The organism is Micromonospora sp. NPDC047793 (assembly GCF_040642635.1).
In the GTDB taxonomy this organism is placed as follows: domain Bacteria; phylum Actinomycetota; class Actinomycetes; order Mycobacteriales; family Micromonosporaceae; genus Micromonospora.
Window position 1 is genome coordinate 36,460 of record NZ_JBEYSG010000024.1, and the last position, 17,087, is coordinate 53,546.

General features: G+C 71.0%; 18 protein-coding genes. 12 read left to right on the top strand and 6 right to left on the bottom strand.

Translation table 11 applies throughout. The features are described from left to right. Window positions 1-86: 86 nt before the first annotated feature. Complete coding sequence (gene holA, locus ABZ738_RS29800) at window positions 87-1,070, top strand: DNA polymerase III subunit delta (protein ID WP_357218629.1); 984 nt, start codon at window positions 87-89, stop codon at window positions 1,068-1,070. Beyond that, the gene (locus ABZ738_RS29805; protein ID WP_236145750.1) at window positions 1,067-1,609 is read left to right on the top strand and encodes a hypothetical protein; all 543 of its coding nucleotides are present in this window, start codon (window positions 1,067-1,069) and stop codon (window positions 1,607-1,609) included. The genes holA and ABZ738_RS29805 overlap by 4 nt, the downstream gene beginning before the upstream one ends. Window positions 1,610-1,694: 85 nt before the next feature. On the opposite strand, the gene rpsT is transcribed toward ABZ738_RS29805, so the two are convergent. Together rpsT and ABZ738_RS29815 are read right to left on the bottom strand one after the other, a co-directional pair. Further along, window positions 1,695-1,961, bottom strand: a complete 267-nt coding sequence (rpsT, locus tag ABZ738_RS29810; protein ID WP_131053411.1) for a 30S ribosomal protein S20 — start codon at window positions 1,959-1,961, stop codon at window positions 1,695-1,697. Window positions 1,962-2,110: 149 nt separating this feature from the next. Then, complete coding sequence (locus ABZ738_RS29815; protein ID WP_357218633.1) at window positions 2,111-3,097, bottom strand: phosphotransferase; 987 nt, start codon at window positions 3,095-3,097, stop codon at window positions 2,111-2,113. 97 nt (window positions 3,098-3,194) lie between these two features. Between ABZ738_RS29815 and ABZ738_RS29820 the strand changes: the two genes are divergently transcribed. The 8 genes from ABZ738_RS29820 to ABZ738_RS29855 all read left to right on the top strand — a co-directional run bounded on the left by ABZ738_RS29820 (window position 3,195) and on the right by ABZ738_RS29855 (window position 10,883). Next, entirely contained in the window at window positions 3,195-3,728 is a 534-nt protein-coding gene (locus ABZ738_RS29820) for a DUF4240 domain-containing protein (protein ID WP_357218636.1), read from the top strand. Window positions 3,729-3,830: 102 nt separating this feature from the next. Continuing rightward, a complete protein-coding gene (gene lepA, locus ABZ738_RS29825; protein WP_131053408.1) occupies window positions 3,831-5,708 on the top strand; it encodes a translation elongation factor 4 in 1,878 nt (625 codons plus the stop codon). Between the two features lie 191 nt (window positions 5,709-5,899). Next, the gene (locus tag ABZ738_RS29830; RefSeq protein ID WP_131053407.1) at window positions 5,900-6,190 is read left to right on the top strand and encodes a GlsB/YeaQ/YmgE family stress response membrane protein; all 291 of its coding nucleotides are present in this window, start codon (window positions 5,900-5,902) and stop codon (window positions 6,188-6,190) included. A 350-nt stretch (window positions 6,191-6,540) separates the two neighbouring features. After that, window positions 6,541-6,825 carry a GlsB/YeaQ/YmgE family stress response membrane protein gene (locus tag ABZ738_RS29835; RefSeq protein WP_131054649.1) on the top strand — a complete coding sequence of 95 codons (285 nt, stop codon included), beginning with the start codon at window positions 6,541-6,543 and terminating at the stop codon, window positions 6,823-6,825. A 193-nt stretch (window positions 6,826-7,018) separates the two neighbouring features. Continuing rightward, window positions 7,019-8,305 carry a sugar ABC transporter substrate-binding protein gene (locus ABZ738_RS29840; RefSeq protein WP_131054648.1) on the top strand — a complete coding sequence of 429 codons (1,287 nt, stop codon included), beginning with the start codon at window positions 7,019-7,021 and terminating at the stop codon, window positions 8,303-8,305. Next, window positions 8,302-9,288, top strand: a complete 987-nt coding sequence (locus ABZ738_RS29845; RefSeq protein ID WP_357218642.1) for a sugar ABC transporter permease — start codon at window positions 8,302-8,304, stop codon at window positions 9,286-9,288. The genes ABZ738_RS29840 and ABZ738_RS29845 overlap by 4 nt, the downstream gene beginning before the upstream one ends. A 107-nt stretch (window positions 9,289-9,395) precedes the next feature. After that, window positions 9,396-10,217 carry a carbohydrate ABC transporter permease gene (locus ABZ738_RS29850; RefSeq protein ID WP_131054650.1) on the top strand — a complete coding sequence of 274 codons (822 nt, stop codon included), beginning with the start codon at window positions 9,396-9,398 and terminating at the stop codon, window positions 10,215-10,217. Window positions 10,218-10,238: 21 nt separating this feature from the next. Next, window positions 10,239-10,883 carry an MOSC domain-containing protein gene (locus ABZ738_RS29855; RefSeq protein WP_131054646.1) on the top strand — a complete coding sequence of 215 codons (645 nt, stop codon included), beginning with the start codon at window positions 10,239-10,241 and terminating at the stop codon, window positions 10,881-10,883. A 115-nt stretch (window positions 10,884-10,998) separates the two neighbouring features. On the opposite strand, the gene ABZ738_RS29860 is transcribed toward ABZ738_RS29855, so the two are convergent. From ABZ738_RS29860 to ABZ738_RS29870, 3 genes are all read right to left on the bottom strand, one after another. Next, complete coding sequence (locus ABZ738_RS29860) at window positions 10,999-11,904, bottom strand: phytanoyl-CoA dioxygenase family protein (RefSeq protein WP_236145865.1); 906 nt, start codon at window positions 11,902-11,904, stop codon at window positions 10,999-11,001. Window positions 11,905-12,122: 218 nt separating this feature from the next. Then, window positions 12,123-12,980 carry a hypothetical protein gene (locus ABZ738_RS29865; protein WP_131054644.1) on the bottom strand — a complete coding sequence of 286 codons (858 nt, stop codon included), beginning with the start codon at window positions 12,978-12,980 and terminating at the stop codon, window positions 12,123-12,125. Between the two features lie 111 nt (window positions 12,981-13,091). Then, on the bottom strand, window positions 13,092-13,880 hold the full coding sequence (locus ABZ738_RS29870) for an enoyl-CoA hydratase-related protein (protein ID WP_131054643.1): 789 nt from the start codon (window positions 13,878-13,880) through the stop codon (window positions 13,092-13,094). Window positions 13,881-13,900: 20 nt separating this feature from the next. On the opposite strand from ABZ738_RS29870, the gene hemW reads away from it, so the two are divergent. Then, the gene (hemW, locus tag ABZ738_RS29875) at window positions 13,901-15,124 is read left to right on the top strand and encodes a radical SAM family heme chaperone HemW (protein ID WP_357218649.1); all 1,224 of its coding nucleotides are present in this window, start codon (window positions 13,901-13,903) and stop codon (window positions 15,122-15,124) included. A gap of 37 nt (window positions 15,125-15,161) precedes the next feature. On the opposite strand, the gene ABZ738_RS29880 is transcribed toward hemW, so the two are convergent. Further along, the gene (locus ABZ738_RS29880; RefSeq protein WP_176095308.1) at window positions 15,162-15,797 is read right to left on the bottom strand and encodes a DUF4870 domain-containing protein; all 636 of its coding nucleotides are present in this window, start codon (window positions 15,795-15,797) and stop codon (window positions 15,162-15,164) included. A gap of 209 nt (window positions 15,798-16,006) precedes the next feature. Between ABZ738_RS29880 and hrcA the strand changes: the two genes are divergently transcribed. Next, window positions 16,007-17,029 (top strand): heat-inducible transcriptional repressor HrcA, encoded by a 1,023-nt coding sequence (gene hrcA / locus ABZ738_RS29885; protein ID WP_131053813.1) that lies wholly within the window; start codon window positions 16,007-16,009, stop codon window positions 17,027-17,029. The last annotated feature ends 58 nt before the right edge of the window (window positions 17,030-17,087 follow it).

Genomic DNA, 17,087 nt, shown 5'->3' on the forward strand with positions numbered 1-17,087 from the left:
TAAATATGTCTGGATTTGCGCTGAGTGCGGGGTCTGCCAGCACAGTACCGACGAGCAGACTGGACCTCGCCGCAGAGCGTGCGAGTATGGGCGGCGTGACCGCCGCCAGTGCCGCTCCCATTGTGCTCGTCCTCGGCGACGAGGAGCTGCTCGCCACGCGTGCGGTGACCGAAACCGTCGCCGCCGCCCGCGCCGCCGACCCGGGCGCGGACGTGCGGGAGTACCAGGCGGGGCAGCTCACCGTGGGCGAGATCGACGAGATGCTGAGCCCGTCGCTGTTCGGTGGGCGACGGGTGCTGGTGCTGCGGTCCGGTCAGGACGCCCGCAAGGACCTGACCGCCGCCCTGCTGGCGTACGCCAAGAATCCCGACCCCGAGGTGCAGCTCGTCGTCCAGCATCTCGGCGCGGCCAAGGGCAAGGCGTTCGCCGACGGGCTGAAGGCCGCCGGTGCACAGGTGCTGGCGGCCACCAAGCTCAAGGGACACCGTGACCGGGTGGCCTTCGTACGGGACGAGTTCCGCCGGGCCGGTGCACGGTGTACCGACGATGCCGCCGAGGCGCTGATCGCGGCGGTCGGCAACGACCTGCGGGAACTCGCGGCGGCCTGCTCGCAGCTGATCGCCGACACCGACGGCCGGATCGGTGCCGACACGGTCTCCCGGTACTACCGGGGTCGGGTGGAGGTGAGTGGCTTCACCGTCGCCGACGCCACCATGGTCGGTGACCTGCCCGCCGCACTGGAGGCGTTGCGCTGGGCGCTGCACGTCGGGGTGGACCCGGTGCCGATCGCCGACGCCCTCGCCGACGGGATCCGCACCGTGGCCCGGGTCGCCTCGGCCGGCCGGGGCAGCCCGTACCAGCTCGCCAGCAGTCTGGGCATGCCGCCGTGGAAGGTCGAACGAGCCCAGCGGCAGGCCCGGGGCTGGACGCCGGACGCACTGGTGGACGCCATGCGGGCGGCGGCCGAGTGCAACGCGGCGGTGAAGGGCGGCTCCGACGACCGGGCGTACGCGCTGGAGAAGGCCGTCTTCTCGGTGGCCGCCGCGCGGCAGCAGGGCGGCGCCAGATGAGCGGAGCCCTCCGTGGCTCCTGGGCCACGATCCCGGCCGACGAGGAGCGGTACCGACCGCTCTACGCCCGGGTGCTCGGGTTGCGTGTGGTCAACCCGGGCGGGGTGCTCTGTTTCCTCTTCTTCGAGGGTGCGATCGCGCTGGCCGCCCTGCTCGTGCTCGCCGAGTTGGTGAAGTGGTGGGCGGTGCTGGTGCTCCCGGCGGCGGTGGCCGTCATGGTCAAGCTCAACGACATGGTGGCGGCCGTGGTGGTCCGTTCCGCAGCGGCCGTGCCGGAGCAGGAACGCGACCGGTTCCGGCGGCAGATGGAACCCGTGGTGGGACGGGCCCGGGTCGACTGGCTGCCGCACAGCGTGCCGGGCGTCGTGCTCCGATCGGAGCCGCTGCCCGCCGTGGAGCCGTCGTCACCGACGCGTCGGCCCGGCCCGCCCGTACCCACCCTGCGGCCGGCCCACCCCGGCACCACGAACATCGTGCCCGCCCCGGACGTGCCGAAGGTGCCCGGACGTCGTCGCCGCACCGCCGAACCCGGCTCCTGAACCACCTGCGCCCGAGTCGGACGAGGACGTGCGGAAGCCCCGAGGCAGTGCCCCGGGGCTTCCGTCAGGTCTGAGGTCGCTGAACTCAGGCAGCGAGCGACGTGACGCGCTTGGCGATCGCCGACTTGCGGTTGGCGGCCTGGTTGGCGTGGATCACGCCCTTGCTGGCAGCCTTGTCCAGCTTGCGCGAGGCGTCCTGCATGAGGTTGGTGGCCTTCTCGACGTCACCGGCCTCAGCGGCCTCGTGGAACTTGCGGATGGCGGTCTTCAGCGACGACTTGACCGACTTGTTCCGCAGCCGGCGCTTCTCGTTCTGCCGGTTGCGCTTGATCTGGGACTTGATGTTCGCCACGCGACAGCCTCGTCTTGATAGCTCGGGTTGGTCAGCTTGTGCGCGCGACGACGAGCAGGCGTCATCGCTGCGCGAAAAGCCAGGTTACCAGGTCGGTCGGCACGGGCCAAAACAGCCCTCGCGGGCAGGCGGCGCGTGACCGGGCGCGCTCAGGTCCAGCCCTGTCGGCGGGCCAGCCAGCCGAGCGCCTGTTCGCCGGTCCACCGCTGGTGCGCCGGCAGGTGGGCCGACGCGGTCGGGGGCGCCGACGCGGCGGCGGTGAGGTGATAGCCGGCCAGGGCGGCCAGCGTCACGTCGAGCGCGTCGTCGGGTGCGTCGGCGACGGTCGGGTGGGCGGCGAAGAGACTGTCGACGTCGAGGCCGGAGGCGTACCCGGTGATCAACAGGTTGACCAGGTCGAACCAGGCCGGGCCATGGCAGAGCCAGGTCCAGTCGCAGAACCAGGCGGTGCCCGCGCCGTCGATCAGGACGTTGTCCGCCCGCAGGTCGCCGTGGGTCAGGCCGGTCGTGGCGGCGGCGTACCCGGGAAGCCGGGACTCCAGCGCGGCCAGGTCGGCGATCCGCCCGCGCAGCGGATCGGGCAGCGGCGGCACCGGTTCCCGGCCGGCGGTCACCTCGTCCCACCAGAGGATGTCGTCGCGGGCGAGGTCGGCGAGCCGGGGCAGCCCGAGGGCGACCAGGTCGGGTGGTGGGTCGGCGAGCGCGGCGGCGAGATCGGCGTACCCGGCGAGGGTGTCGGCCAGTTCGGCGGGATCCCAGGGCAACCGGGGGAGGCGGCCGTGGACCGGTTCCAGGCAGAGCGCGTACCAGTCGGCCACGAACAACGTCCAGCGCAGGCGGGGGGCGGGGAGGCCGGCGGGCAGTCGGCTGAGGATGGCCGCCTCGCGGGCGTACCAGTCGACCAGATGCGGCTGCTCGACGCGGGACGCGGCCTTGACGAAGGCGCTGCCGCCGTCGCCGGTGCGCAGCACCGCGGCGAAGCCCCGGGTGAAACCGGCATCGGCGGTCTCGGCGGCGACGACCGGGGCGCCGAGCCGGTCCGACAGAGCGGCGCGGACCACCCCCGGCAGGGTGTGCCACGGCGGGCGCTGGGCGGTCGCGTGGTACGGCACGGGCGGCGGGGCCGGGTTGCTCACCCGACCATGCTGCCCGGTACGGCGTCGCCGCCGTGCTCCGCGCGCCGGACTCGTCGGGTCCCGCCGCCGTCTGACCTCTCTGTCAGACTGCCGGGTCATGAGGACCGAGGACTTCTGGCAGCTGATCGACCGGGCCCGCGCCGGTGGCGGGGATCCGGACGCCATCGCGGCCCGCGCCGTCGCGCTGCTCGCCGCCCGCGACCCGGAGGAGATCGTCGGGTACGCGGAGCACCAGCGGCGGGTGCTCGCCGCCTCCTACCGGGTCGACCTGTGGGGCGCCGCGTACATGATCAACTATGGTGCCTCGGACGACGGCTTCGAGTACTTCCGGGGCTGGCTGATGACACGGGGCCGGGAGGTCTTCGCCCGTGCGGTCGCCGACCCGGACTCGCTGGCCGAGTTGCCGGAGGTCCGGGCGGCCTCGCTCAGCGGCGAGGAGTTCGAATGCGAGGACATGCTCGCCGTGCCGTGGGACGCGTACCGCAAGGCGACCGCGTCCGACATGCCGGTGGCGCGTGAGGCGGCGCGGACGCCGGACCTGAACGACTTCTGGGACTTCGACAACTCCGACGAGGCCCAGCGGCGGCTGCCCCGGCTGGCCGCCCTCTTCGTCGAGCCGCCGCCGGAGTGAGTCCGGGTTCGCCCGCGCGGCGGTCGTCCGCCGGGGACGTGGGAGCATAGAGGGGGCCGGCGGTGCCGGCCCGCTCACGTCAGCCGACCAGAACGGACCGCTGTGCCACCGACGCTCGATCCCGGCGCGAACGCTCCTGGTGCCACCGACCCGGGGCGGATCAGGAACTTCTGCATCATCGCCCACATCGACCACGGAAAGTCGACCCTGGCCGACCGGATGTTGCAGCTCACCGGTGTGGTCGACCCGCGGCAGATGCGCGCGCAGTACCTCGACCGGATGGACATCGAGCGCGAACGCGGCATCACCATCAAGAGCCAGGCCGTTCGCATGCCGTGGACGATCCGCGAGGGCGAGCGGACCGGTGAGCAGGCCGTGCTCAACATGATCGACACCCCGGGTCACGTGGACTTCACCTACGAGGTGTCCCGCTCGCTGGCCGCCTGCGAGGGCGCCGTCCTGCTGGTCGACGCCGCGCAGGGCATCGAGGCGCAGACGCTGGCCAACCTCTACCTGGCGCTCGAGAACGACCTGCACATCATCCCGGTGCTCAACAAGATCGACCTGCCCGCCGCGCAGCCGGAGAAGTACGCCGAGGAGTTGGCCCACCTGATCGGTGGCGACCCGGCGGACTGCATCAAGGTCTCCGGCAAGACCGGTGTCGGCGTGCCGCACCTGCTCGACGAGATCGTCCGGCAGTTCGTCCCACCGGTCGGCGACGCCGACGCTCCGGCGCGCGCGATGATCTTCGACTCGGTGTACGACGTCTACCGGGGCGTGGTCACCTACGTCCGGGTGGTGGACGGGCGGATCAGTGCCCGGGACCGGATCAAGATGATGTCCACCGGTGCGGTCCACGAGCTGCTGGAGATCGGCGTCATCTCGCCCGAGATGGTGAAGTCCGACGCGCTCGGGGTCGGCGAGGTCGGCTACCTGATCACCGGTGTGAAGGACGTCCGGCAGTCCCGGGTCGGTGACACGGTCACCATCAACGGTCGGCCGGCGGCCGAGGCGCTCGGCGGGTACAAGGACCCGAAGCCGATGGTCTACTCCGGCCTGTACCCGATCGACGGGTCGGACTACCCGGCGCTGCGGGACGCGCTGGACAAGCTCAAGCTCAACGACGCCGCGCTGACCTACGAGCCGGAGACCTCCGGGGCACTGGGCTTCGGGTTCCGCTGCGGCTTCCTCGGCCTGCTGCACCTGGAGATCATCGGGGAGCGGTTGGAGCGGGAGTTCAACCTGGACCTGATCTCGACCGCTCCGAACGTGGTCTACCGGGCCATCCAGGAGGACGGCGTGGAGATCGTCGTCACCAACCCGAGCGAGTACCCGACCGGCAAGATCGCCGAGGTGTACGAGCCGACGGTGCGCGCCAGCGTGCTCACCCCGAACGACTACGTCGGTGCGGTGATGGAGCTCTGCCAGGGGCGCCGGGGCAATCTGCTCGGCATGGAGTATCTCTCCGCCGACCGGGTGGAGCTGCGCTACACGCTGCCGCTGGCCGAGATCATCTTCGACTTCTTCGACCAGCTCAAGAGCCGGACCAAGGGCTACGCCTCGTTGGACTACGAGCCCACCGACGAGCAGGCGTCCGACCTGGTCAAGGTCGACATCCTGCTGCACGGTGAGCCGGTGGACGCGTTCAGTGCGATCGTGCACAAGGACAAGGCGTACGCGTACGGGACCACGATCGCCGCGAAGCTGCGCAACCTGATCCCGCGCCAGCAGTTCGAGGTGCCGATCCAGGCCGCCATCGGCAGCCGGGTGATCGCCCGGGAGACCATCCGGGCGATCCGCAAGGACGTGCTCGCCAAGTGCTACGGCGGTGACATCAGCCGCAAGCGCAAGCTGCTGGAGAAGCAGAAGGAGGGCAAGAAGCGGATGAAGATGGTGGGCCGGGTCGAGGTCCCCCAGGAAGCCTTCATCGCCGCGCTCTCCTCCGACTCCGGTGACGGGAAGCAGGCGGGCAAGAAGTAGTCGGCGCCGGGTGCCGGGTCGGTGGCCCGGCACCGGCCGCGACGTGTGCGAATGGTGGCGGCATCGACAGGCGACATGGCCGGGATGCCGTCCGGTGGTGCTCCGATCGGTTTGGGAATTCGGCGTCGAGGGAACTGAGTCGCCCGACAGAAAACCCGCCGATTGACATCTTCTGCTTGAGGAGGGCCACCATGGAGCTCACCGTCTGGGGCATCATCACCGCACTGTTCGTGGGTCTGATCATCGGCGCGCTGGGCCGCCTCGTGGTCCCGGGCCGGCAGGACATGCCGATCTGGCTGCACATGGTCATCGGCGTCGGCGCCGCGCTGCTGGGCACCGTTCTCGCCCGGGCCGCGGGCATCGCGACGTCCACCGCCGGCATCGACTGGGGCGAGCTCCTGGTGCAGGTCGCGGTGGCAGCGATCGCCGTGGCCGTGGTGGCCGGGGTCGGCGGTCGTCGCCGTGGTGTCAGCCACCGGTAACACCCCCATACGCCTCGCGGGCGCTCGGCCATCCGGCCGGGCGCCCGCTGGCGTCTGTCGGCGGCACCCCGACTCCCGGAGGTAAGGAAGGGTCCCCTGCTATACACGAGGCGTTAGCAGGGGACCCTTCCTTGCCCCGGCGGCCGCGCCCGCTGTGGTCGGCCCCCGGGCCGTGCCGGATCTCGTCCGGCGGATCGCCCTTCCCGAGCTGCGTGAACCGTACTTCTGGGTGATCTCGTGCCGTCTGGGCGCAGAAACTCGGTTTGGGGTTCGGCGGGGTCGGGAATTAGCTCTCTCGACGACAGAAAACCACGAATACCGTGGGAAGTCTTTTGTGAAGGAGAACGACCATGGAGTTCACCGTCTGGGGCATCATCACCGCGCTGATCGTCGGTCTGATCATCGGCGCGCTGGGGCGCCTGGTGGTGCCGGGCCGGCAGCCGATGCCGATCTGGCTGCACATGCTGATCGGTGTCGGTGCGGCTCTGCTCGGCACGGTCATCGCCCGTGCTTCGGGCTTCGCCGAGACCGCCGGTATCGACTGGCGGGAGCTGATGCTCCAGGTCCTGCTGGCCGCCGTCGCGGTGGCGCTGGTCGCAGGGGTGGGCCGCGGCCGCCGGGGTGTCACCCGGTAACAGTTCACTGACGAAAGGCGCCCGACCGTCGAGGTCGGGCGCCTTTCGTTGTCGTACGCCCCGGTTTGCCGGTGGCGTACGGCGCCCTCACCGCTCTGCCCCGCGACACCGGCGGGTCCGCCCACTGTTGTAAAGGAATTCTTCGTATTAGGGTGCGACGCGGAAGGTAAATGCCAGGCGGGAGGGGTGTCGCGTGAACAGGTGGAAACGGCTGGTCCCGGTCACCGCCGTGGTGGCCACGACCGCCATGGTGCTGGCCGGCTGCGGTGGCTCCGGCGACGACGCGGCCGACCCCAGCCGGCTGACGGTCTGGATGATGGGCGAGGGTAGCGAGGCGCAGACCGCGTTCCTCGACGCCGTGGAGACCGAGTTCCGCACCATGCACCCGGACACCGACGTGGTCGTGCAGTACGTCCCCTGGCTGGAGGCGCCCACGAAGTTCCAGGCCGCGCTCGCCGGTGGCGAAGGCCCCGACATCACCGAGCTGGGCAACACCGAGACGCAGGGCTGGGCGGCGCAGGAGGCCCTCGCCGACGTGACCGACCGGATGAACGGCTGGGCCGAGGGCAAGGACATCCTGCCCGACCTGGTGCGCAACGCCCAGCTCGACGGACGGCAGTACGGCGTGCCCTGGTACGCCGGAGTCCGGGGCATCTACTACCGTACCGACTGGTTCGCCGAGGCCGGCGTGCAACCGCCGACGACCTGGGACGAGCTGGTGACGGCGGCGAAGGCGGTGCAAGCCGTCAAACCCGACACGTACGGCATCGCCCTGCCCGGCAACTCCGAGCTGCCGTTCTACTCGTTTCTCTGGGGCGCCGGCGGCGAGATCGCCACCCGGCAGGGCGACGCCTGGACCTCCGGCCTGACCTCGCCGCAGGCACAACAGGCGGTGAGGTTCTGGACCGACCTGGTGACCGTCCACAAGGTCGCCCCACCGGCCGCCGCCGGCTGGAACGAGATCGACGCGCGGACCCAGTTCGCCACCGGCAAAGCGGCGATGGCGTTCGCCGGGAGTTGGCAGCAGGGCGCGATCGCCAAGGACAACCCGGAGATCGAGAAGGTCTGGGGCACCTTCCCCATCCCGAGCCCGGACGGGCGGCCCGCACCCGCCTTCGCCGGTGGTTCCGACCTGGCGGTCTGGCAGGACAGTCAGCGTCAGGACCTCGCCTGGGACTACCTCACCGTCCTGCTGAACAAGAAGAACGCCCAAAAGTTCGCGGACAGCCTCGGCTTCTTCCCGGTCTACTCCGACCTGGTGGGCGGCGACCGGTACGCGAATGACAAGATCATGGCGGCGTTCGCGACCACGATGCGGAACACCAAGCTCACGCCGCTCACCCCCAGGTGGGTCGAGGTCAGCCGGACCAAGACGGTGACCCAGGCGATGAACAGCTCGGTCATGAAGGGTCAGAAGACGGTCGAACAGGCCACCGCCGACGCGGCCGCGGAGATGGAAAGCATCCTCAACGCCAAGTGACCACGCTGACCGAGACACCGGAGGCCGCTGCCGCACAGGAGACCCCCGTGCGGCGGCGCCGCCGAGTGGACCGCCTGCCGTACCTGCTGTTGCTGCCCTGCCTGGTGGTCATCGGCGTCCTGCTGCTCTGGCCGCTCGGCCAGGTGGTGGTGATGTCCTTCCACCGGCTGGACAACGTCCGCCAGGTACGCGGTGACCGGGACTGGCCCTGGGTCGGGCTGGGCAACTACGCCCAGATCCTCGGTGACCCGTTCTTCTGGACCGTGCTGCGCAACACGGTCCTGTTCGCCGCGGCCAACGTGGCGCTGACGATGCTCCTCGGCACCCTGGTCGGGCTGCTGCTCCACCGGTTGGGCCGGCGGATGGCGGCGTTCGTGGCCGGTTGCGTGATGCTCGCCTGGGCCACCCCCGCACTGACCGGCACCATCGTCTGGAAGTGGATCTTCAACGACACCAGCGGGCTGGTCACCTGGGCCTTCAACGCCCTGCCGGACGGGCTCTCGCAGACGATCTTCGGCCGCACCGACTGGACCGGGTACGGCTGGTTCAACTCCCCGCTGCTGTTCTTCGCGATCCTCACGCTGGTGGTGGTCTGGCACTCCTTCCCGTTCGTGGCGGTCAGCGTGCTGGCCGGCCTCAAGAGCGTGCCGAGCGAGCTGCACGAGGCGGCCCGGGTCGACGGTGCCGGGCCGTGGCGGGTGTTCTGGCAGGTCACCGTGCCGTTGCTGCGGCCGGTCTTCGGCATCCTGGTGGTGCTCTCCACGATCTGGGACTTCAAGGTCTTCACCCAGTACTACGTGCTCGCCGGCGGCACCCAGGACCGACCGACCTTCATGCTCTCCGTCTACTCGTACGCCGAGGCGTTCTCACCCCCGCCCAAGTACGGCCTCGGCGCGGCGGTCGCGGTGATCCTCACGCTGATCCTGCTGGTCGTCACCGGCGTGTACGTGCGGATGGTGCTCAGGCAGGAGGAGGAGTCGTGACGGCCGACACGGCACCAACCACCGGAGGTGCCCCGCAGGACGCCGAGGCGCGTACTCCCGCGCGCCGGAGGGGGAGCGGTGGGCGACGTGGCCGTACCGCCCGACGGATCGCCCTCAACGGCGCCGGCCTGCTGGTGGCGGTCTTCGCCGCCTTCCCGGTCTACTGGATGATCACCACCTCGCTCAAGCCGAGCAGTGAGATCTTCGCCAGCACCCCGCGCCCGCTCCCGGCCGAGCCGACGCTGGCGCACTACCGCCAGATCCTCACCGGAAACCTGATCCCCGGGGTCAGCTACACCGACTTCTTCCTCAACAGCCTGCTCGTCGCGGTGACCACGGTGCTGCTGAGCGGCCTGGTGGCCCTGCTCGCCGCCACCGCCGTGGCCCGGTTCCGCTTCACCCTCCGGACCAGCTTCCTGATCATGCTGCTGGTGGTGCAGATGATCCCGCTGGAGGCGCTGGTCATCCCGCTGTTCCTGATGATCCAGCGGCTCGGCCTCTACAACACCCTGCCCAGCCTGATCCTCACCTACCTCGGCTTCTCGCTGCCGTTCGCGATCTGGATGCTGCGCGGCTTCGTCGCGGCCGTACCCAAGGAACTGGAGGAGGCCGCGGCCATCGACGGCGCCAACCGCGCGCAGATCTTCCGCCGGATCCTGTTCCCGCTGGTGGCGCCGGGCCTGGTCGCGACGAGCATCTTCTCCTTCATCACCGCCTGGAACGAGCTGATCTTCGCGTTGACCTTCGTCAACCGGCAGGACCGCTACACGTTGCCGGTGGCGATGACCTTCTTCTTCGGGCGCGACGAGACCGCCTGGGGACCGGTGATGGCCGCCTCCACCCTGTTCACCCTGCCGGTGATCGTCTTCTTCCTGCTGGTGCAACGGCGGATGGTCTCCGGCCTGGTGGCCGGCGCGGTCAAAGGCTGAGCCGGTCGTACGCTGGCCGGTATGACGGCGAAACTGATCTCGGTGAACCTCGCGGTGATCACCGAGGCGGAGTGGGCCGGTGACGCCAGCGGGCGCAGCGGCATCGACAAGCGGCCGGCCGCCGAGCGGGTGACCGTACGCGCCGACGAGGTGGTCGGTGACTTCATCGCCGAACGGGCCCACCACGGCGGTCCCGACCAGGCGGTGTACGCGTACGCCACGGAGGACGCGCAGTGGTGGGAGGCGGAGTTGGGCCGGCCCGTGCCACCGGGACGCTTCGGCGAGAACCTGAGCACGCTCGGGGTCGACGTGACCGGCGCGGTGATCGGGGAGCAGTGGGCGATCGGGTCCGCGCTGTTGCAGGTCACCAAGCCGCGTACGCCGTGCCGGACGTTCGCCGGGTTCTGGGGCGAACCGGACCTGATCAAGCGGTTCACCGTACGCGCGGCGCCCGGGGCGTACCTGCGGGTGCTGCGGGCGGGCACGGTGGGCGCCGGCGATCCGGTCGAGGTGGTGCACCGGCCGACGCACGGGGTCACCATCGGTGAGGTGTTCCGGGCGCTGAGCCTGGAACCCGCACTGCTGCCCCGGCTGCTGGACGCCGAGGACCTGCCCGAGTCGACCCGCGCCAAGGTGCACCGGCGGCTGCGTACGCCCACCGGCTGAGCCCCGCCGGGCGTGCCGCGCGCCGCCGGGCGTGCCGCGCGCGCTGCCTGGATGTTAGGAAGGGTCCCCTGCTATGCACGAGGCGTTAGCAGGGGACCCTTCCTTTCACATCAGGTCAGCGGAGCCAGGGGATGTTGCGGTTGAGCTGACCGCGCTCCTTGAGCTCCTTGCGCAGCGGGATCTCGTCGTCGATGTAGCCGTCCCAGTTGATGCCCCAGTAGTTCGCGGTGTGGGTGCCCTCACCGCAGAGCTGGCGCTGCACCGGCGTGCGGTTGTTCCACCACTCGCCGTTCTGGTCGATGTGCAGCTCGTCCAGCGGGCGGATCCACCGGTAGGTGTAGCCCACGAAGAGCATCTTGCGGGTGATCGTCGACAGGTTCGTCGACCGCGAGTGCCACTGGCGGCGGTCGAAGATGAACGCGTCGCCCGGCTTGGCGGTGATCTCGACGGTGCCCTCCGGGTCCGGGTTGTGCACCGTGGTGTCCGCCGGACGGGGCAGCGAGTTCCACAGGTGGCTGCCCGGGATCACCTTGGTCGCGCCGCGACCGTTCTCCGAGAGGTCGGAGAGCACGTAGGCGACCTTCAGCGAGAACATCGGCCGGGGCAGGTTCGGGTCCATCGTCTCCGGGTCGGAGTTCTGCCGGTACCCGTCCTGGTGCCACCCCCAGTACGGCTTCTCCGGCTCCGCAGCCGGCGGGGTGACGTCGAGGTGGTTGTGGTGCGAGTAGATGTTCCACCCGGCCAGGCCCCACATGTACGGGAAGGCGATCGGGTGGGTGAGCAGATCACCGAAGAGCTCGTCGCGCTCGAGGAAGCCCAGCAGGTGCAGGGTGCCGTCCTTGGTGGTCTTGCCCTTGGCCTTCTCCTCCTCGTACACCCGGTCGACCGCGGCCTCGAGAGCGGCCCGGTGGTCCTCGGTCAGGACGTTGCGCAGCAGGAGGAAGCCCTGCTCGTGGAACTCCTTGCGATCGACGTCGCTGATCGGTTCGTAGCCGGTCCGGTCGCCGTAGTCGAAAGCCACGTCGTACCCCTCCCCAAGAGGTGAAACCATTTCTGGCACAGGCCGCCGATCGTAACTCCCGTCGACACGCCTCCGGGAGTGCCCCGGGGCGATCTCATCGTCATCGCGACCCAGGGGCGCGGATCGACCACAAGGGGTCACGATGTGTCGCACCGGGTGGGCGCTACGGGCGAATAGCCGGATTTCGCGGTGACTGCGGGTAAGGAGATCGGGGTCTTTCAGACGTCGGCGTGGACCTCGGCGGAGACCTGCGAGTCTTCGCGCTCCCGTTCCGGCAGCTGCTTCCAGGTGCCCCGCTTGGCGGTCCACTCCCGGCCGTCGAAGGTCACCCGCTTCACCCCGTGCTCCTTGGCGTGCGAGACCATCCAGTGCGCGTACCGCCAGCCGGCGCGCTCACCGTCGGCGGACGTCGTCAGACCGGCGGGACTCTCCACGAAGTCGCTCAACCCCCAGTCGAGCGTCAGCCCCTCGGCAAGCTTCGCGATCGCCGCCGCGCCGCGCAGCACCGGGTCGCCCCCGACCGTGCAGGTGACCGCCGTGGTGGCGTCACCGAGCAGCGCCCGGGTCAGCACCTCCGACTCGTCGGCCCACTTCTCGTACGCCTCCGGGAAGGCGGAACGCTGCACCTTCTGGGCGGCGTCGGTGACCCGCATGTCCTCCCAGCCGCGCACCTTCTTCAGCGCCGCGTAGAACTTCCGGGCCGCGTACCGGGGGTCGCCGATCTGCTCCGGCGTGCCCCAGCCCTGGCTCGGCCGCTGCTGGAACAGCCCCACCGAGTCGCGGTCGCCGCCGGCCAGGTTGCGCAGACCGGACTCCTGGTACGCGGTGGCCAGCGCCACCACCACCGCCCGCTCCGGCATCTCGCGCTGGGCACCGATGGCCGCGATCGTCGCCGCGTTCGCCATCTGCTGCGAGTCCAGCGTCACCTCGCCGTCGGCCTGCACCGTGCACGCCCGACCGGCGAACGGCAGCCGCAACTGCTCACCGACCTGCCGCAGCCCGAGGACGATCCCGATCGCGGCGATCAGCACGAGGACCACGAAACCCGTCACGACTGCCCGAGTCCGCACCCACACCTCCCGGTATCAAGGTCCGCCAAGCGTACGTCCCGCGTCGAACGGAACGGGCGCTCCGACCGGTTTCCCCCGTCGCCGGTGCCCTATGAGGTTCCCCGGGGCAGCCAGTCCTCACCTGTCGAGTTCGGCGACCCAGCGGGGTGGGCGCTTTTCCCGGAACGCGGTGACCCCCTCGATGCCGTCGCCGGAGAGGAAGTAGCCGGTGGAGAGCGCGGACAGCTCCGCCAGCTCGGCGCGCAGGTCGGTGCCGGCCGGGCGGTGCAGCAGGTCCTTCGCGCCGGCCAGCGCCGTCGGCGCGCCGCGCACCAGCGAGTCGAGGTAGCGCCGCACCGTGGCGTCCAGCTCGTCGCCGGGCACCGCAGCGGTGACCAGGCCGATCTCGGCGGCCCGCCGGCCGTCGAAGGTGTCCCCGGTGAGGTACAGCTCGGCCGCCGCCCGGGGCAGCAGCCGGGGCAGCACCGTCGCCGAGATCACTGCCGGGATCACCCCGATCCGTACCTCGGTGAAGGCGAAGGTGGCCTCCGCCGCGCAGACCGCCAGGTCGGCCGCGGCGATCAGGCCCAGCCCGCCGGCCCGCGCGGGACCGGCCACCCGGGCCAGCACCGGCTTCGGGCACTCCCGGACCGCCGCGAGCACGTCACCCAGCATCCCGGCGGGGACCGTCCCGCTGGCGTACGCCGCCGCCGTCTCCTTCAGGTCCGCCCCGGAACAGAAGACCGGGCCGGTGTGGTCCAGCACGATCACCCGGACCGCGTCGTCGGCGACCGCGGCGGCCAGCCCGGCCAGCAGCTCGGTCATCAACGGGGTGGAGAGCGCGTTGCGGTTGTGCGGACTGTCCAGGGTGAGGGTGGTCACCCCGCGGGCCGTGGCGACCCGCACGAACGCGTCGGGAGAGGTCATGTGAGGGCACACTAGTGGCCATGCCCGGCCTCCTTCCAGCAGGCGAACCCGTACCCGTCGACGGGTCGCTGCCCGCCTCCGCCCGCGCCCACGTCGGGCAGCGGGGCTTCGGGGTGTACGTGCACGTGCCGTTCTGCGCCAGCCGCTGCGGCTACTGCGACTTCAACACGTACACCGCGGAGGAACTCGGCGGCGGCGCGAGTCGCGAGGGGTACGCGGACACGGTGCTCGCCGAGCTGGCGCTGGCCGCGCGGGTGCTGGACGGGACACCACCGGGCCGGGTGGAGACGGTCTTCGTCGGCGGCGGTACCCCCACCCTGCTGCCCGCCGACGACCTGGCCCGCATCCTCGACGCGATCGACCGCACCTGGGGGCTGGCACCCGACGTCGAGGTGACCACCGAGGCCAACCCGGAGTCGGTCGACCCCGTCTCGCTCAAGGAGCTGCGGGCCGCCGGCTACACCCGGATCTCGCTCGGCATGCAGTCGGCCACGCCCGGGGTGCTCGCCGTGCTCGACCGTCGGCACCGGGCCGGTCGCGCACCGGCCGCCGCACTGGAGGCGCGTGACGCCGGTTTCGCGCACGTCAACCTGGACCTGATCTACGGGACGCCGGGGGAGCGGGCGGAGGACTTCGCCGAGTCGTTGGCCCAGGTGGTGGCGGCGGGCGTCGACCACGTCAGCGCGTACGCCCTGATCGTCGAGGACGGCACCCGGCTGGCCGCGCGGATGCGTCGCGGCGAGTTGCCGTACCCGGACGACGACGTCGCCGCGGAGCGTTACCTGGCCGCCGAGGCCGCCCTCGGCGCGGCCGGTTTCTCCTGGTACGAGGTGTCCAACTGGGCGCGGACGCCGGCCGCCCGGTGCCGGCACAACCTGCTGTACTGGACCGGCGGCGACTGGTGGGGCCTCGGCCCGGGGGCGCACAGCCACGTCGGTGGCGTGCGCTGGTGGAACGTCAAACACCCCCGCGAGTACGCGAGACGGCTGGCCGCCGGTGAGCCTCCCGGGTCGGCCCGGGAGGTGCTCACCGACGGCGAGGCGCACATGGAGGACGTCATGCTCCGGCTGCGGCTCGCGTCCGGGCTGCCGCTGGACGTCCTCGACGACGCCGGTCGGGCCGCTGCCGCGCGGGCGGTGGCGCAGGGACTGCTCGCCGCGCCCGCCCACGCGGCCGGCCGCGCCGTTCTCACGGTGCGCGGCCGGCTGCTCGCCGACGCCGTGGTGCGGGACCTGCTGCCCTGACCGCCGTCCCCGAGGTCAGGGCTTCACGAAGCCGAGATCAGCGCTTCACGAAGGCGTAGGTCATCGGGTACCGGTAGAGGGCGCCCTCGTTGGCCTTGACCCCGGCGATGATCCCGAAGATCACCGGCACGATCCAGACCAGGAACGGCACGAAGAACAGCAGCCCGCAGGTGATCGCGGTGAGCACCCAGCTGAGCAGCCCGGCGATGGCCCAGGTGAGCTGGAAGTTCAGGGCGGCCACCGAGTGCGCCCGGACCACCGGGCTCTGCTGCCCCCGGGTCATCATCGCGATCAGCGGCGCGACCCAGCCCAGCAGACCGCCGCCCACGACCACCCCGAGCGGGCCGCCGAAGTGGGCGATCAGGGTCCAGGTCTTGTCCTCGTTGCTGGCGTAGCCGCCGCCGGGGGGACCGTAACCGCCCGTCGGGTACCCGACACCGGGCGCGCCGCCCGGCGGGGGGTACTCACCCGGCGGGGGATAACCGCCGGGCGGCGGGTAGCCGCCGGGCGGGGGGTAGTCACCCGGAGTGCCGTAGCCGCCGGGCGACGGGGGCTGGTCGCCGGTGGGCGGCGGATAGCCGCCGGGCGGGGGATAGCCGGGCTGGCCCGACGAGCCCGACAGTGGGGACGTGGGGTCGTCGCCGGATCCTGGGGGACGAGGTGGTTCAGTCATGTGGTCACGGTAGGTGCCAGCGGCAACGGCGCACCATAGCGACACCGGGGAGTGTCAACCCGCCGATCGGTTTCCGGACATCCGGGAAGTCTTGATCATCGCGGGCACGGGAACGCCGACGTAGACTGGCACTCGCTACAGTCGAGTGCCAGAGTGTTCCTCTGGCACTCCGGGCGCTCCGGGCTGACCTGCGACAGGAGGTGGGGAGGATGGGTCTCGACGACCGGAAACTCGCCGTGCTCCGGGCGATCGTCGAGGACTACGTCGCCACCCAGGAGCCGGTCGGCAGCAAGGCCCTCGTCGAACGGCACCAACTCGGTGTGTCCCCCGCCACGGTCCGCAACGACATGGCCGTGCTGGAGGAGGAGGGCTACATCCGCCAGCCGCACACGAGTGCCGGGCGGGTGCCCACCGACCGTGGCTACCGACTCTTCGTCGACCGGCTCAGTCGGGTCAAGCCGCTCAGCCCCGCCGAACGGCGGGCGATCGAACGGTTCCTGGTCGGCGCGGTGGACCTCGACGACGTGGTGCACCGCACCGTACGCCTGCTCGCGCAACTCACCCGTCAGGTCGCCGTGGTGCAGTACCCGAGCCTGGCCCGCTCCACCGTCCGGCACCTGGAACTCGTGCCGATCTCCACCACCCGGCTGACGCTGGTGATGATCGCCGACACCGGCCGGGTCGAGCAGCGGCTGGTCGAACTGCCCGCGCCGGTCCCCGCCGACGACGTCCTGGACCTGCGCCGACTCGTCAACGAGAAGCTGGTCGGCACCCGCCTGTCCGACACGCCACCGCTGGTGCAGACACTCATCGACGAGTGCGCGCCGCACCTGCGGGCGGCCATGACCACGCTCTCCACCGTCCTGCTGGAGACCCTCGTCGAACGGCACGAGGAGCGGCTCGCCCTGGCCGGCACCGCCAACCTGGCCCGGGGCGGCCTGCTCGACTTCCAGGGGTCGCTGCGCCCCATCCTCGAAGCGCTCGAGGAGGAGGTGGTGCTGCTCAAGCTCATCGGCGAGGTCGAGCCGAGCACGCTGCGGGTCCGCATCGGCGACGAGAACCAGATCGACAACCTGCGGGCGGCGTCCGTGGTCAGCACCGGATACGGCCCGGGCGCGACCATCGTCGGGGGGATGGGCGTGCTGGGTCCGACCCGGATGGACTACCCCGGAACAATCGCCACGGTGAGGGCCGTGGCACGCTACGTGGGCGAGCTGCTGGCCCAGAACTGACCAGTCAGGGCCGACGGCAGGCTGCCGCCACCGACCGGCGTAACGCGAGACGAACACG